General features: G+C 58.6%; 1 protein-coding gene and 1 pseudogene. Both read left to right on the top strand.

Annotation, left to right across the window (positions count from 1 at the left end; genetic code table 11):
- Nucleotides 1-225: pseudogene (locus WBB85_RS01490) on the top strand (hypothetical protein); the annotation flags it as partial.
- 3 nt (nucleotides 226-228) lie between these two features.
- The gene (locus tag WBB85_RS01485; protein WP_432636853.1) at nucleotides 229-1,533 is read left to right on the top strand and encodes a TRAP transporter large permease; all 1,305 of its coding nucleotides are present in this window, start codon (nucleotides 229-231) and stop codon (nucleotides 1,531-1,533) included.
- The last annotated feature ends 118 nt before the right edge of the window (nucleotides 1,534-1,651 follow it).

Raw genomic sequence — 1,651 nt, 5'->3', positions numbered from 1 at the left:
GTGATGGTCGTGCTCAGCCTGTTCTTTCTGAGCCTCGCTCGCGACATGGTCGCATGGTCGATGAAGCGGCCTCAAACCACTGCTGCGCTCAGTATCCCGCTGATCATTCCGCAATCGGCCGTCGTTCTGGCCGCGATCTTTTGCGGTGTCTACGCAATTCGGGATGCAATCACTGCCGCCGTTTCGGTGTTTGGCAAAGCAAATAACAACACAGGGGGGAACTGAACCATGGAAGCGCTTTTCGGCATTCTTCTACTCATGGCTCTGATGATCTTCGGGGTGCCCGTCGCTTGGTCCTTCGCCGGCGTCCTGATGTTCCTCGTGTGGGCTTATGACGTCAACACTGCCACGCTGCTTTTGCAGGGCTACCGGTCACTCGACTCGGTGATCCTTCTGGCACTTCCGCTGTTCGTTCTCGCGGGCTACCTGATGCAAAGCGGCGGCGTCGCTGCACGGTTGATCTCGTTCATGTCGATGATGATGCGCGGCCGTAAGGGTGGCCTCGGTGCCGCCTTGATCGGATCATCGGGCGTCTTCGGCGCGATTTCGGGGACCGCTACCGCTGCCGTCGCCTCGATCGGCACGATTATGGGCGATCCGCTGGCGGCCCGCGGTTATCCGCGTGGCTATACGAGCGCGATGCTTGGGGTTTCGTCGCTATTGGGCATTCTCATCCCGCCGTCGATCACCCTGATCCTGTTCGGCGTCGTAACGCGGCAATCCATCACAGCGCTCTTCGCGGCGACAATCGTGCCGGGCCTGCTGCTGATGGTGGGGCTGATGATCTTCAACAAGATCGCGACCGCCCGCATGCTGGTCGACACGCCAGAACGTCTGGCAGCAATACAGGCGCAGAAGTCGCCGCATGGCCCGCTGCGCGCAACTGTACAGGCTGCACCTGCCTTGATGATGCCCGTGGTCATTCTGGGCGGCATCTATGGCGGTGTCTTCACTCCGACCGAAGCTGCGGCTGTTGCGTTGTTCATGGCCATCCTGATCGGCTTTTTCATCTACCGCGACCTGACGATCGCGCGATTCCGTCAAAGCCTGATCGAGGCGGGCGAGACCACCGGCACGATCATTTTGATCCTGCTGTTTTCCTTCATGATCGGCCGCATCATGGTCGCCGAGAGTGTGCCGCAGGAACTGACCGAGGCCGTCACGCATGTGTCGGAGAACAAGATCCTGATCCTCGTTCTGGTCAACGCGTTCCTGATCTTTGTCGGCATGATCATGGACGATCTTTCGGTGACGGTGGTGATTGCGCCGCTGATGATGCCCTTGATGATGCATCACGGTGTCGATCCGGTTCACTACGCCTCAATCGTGGCCTGCTCGGTTGTGATCGGGGCCAATAGTCCGCCGGTGGCGCCCATCCTCTACATGGCCTGCCGCATCGGCAAGGTATCGATCCACGAAGCCATCAAGCCGGCCTTGCAGATCATCTTCTATGTCGCGCTCCCGGTGATGTTTCTGGTCACTTTCATACCAGAGCTCTCGCTATTCGTGCCTCGACTGTTAGACTTGCACTGACTTAACCCCGCTGAGTTTAATGAATGCCGGAACTGAAAATAGCGCTCTTTCAGGCGGAGCCAGAGTTTCATTCGTATGAAAGGGCGCTTGCGGCACTCGACAAAGCCATGTCTGGTGC

It is taken from the genome of Albidovulum sp., assembly GCF_049646345.1.
In the GTDB taxonomy this organism is placed as follows: domain Bacteria; phylum Pseudomonadota; class Alphaproteobacteria; order Rhodobacterales; family Rhodobacteraceae; genus Albidovulum.
This window is presented reverse-complemented; position numbering and strand designations above follow the sequence as displayed.

Bases quoted from the DNA above. Each gene is read 5' to 3' on its own strand.
- WBB85_RS01485 (WP_432636853.1), top strand. From the start codon at position 229: ATGGAAGCGCTTTTCGGCATTCTTCTACTCATGGCTCTGATGATCTTC.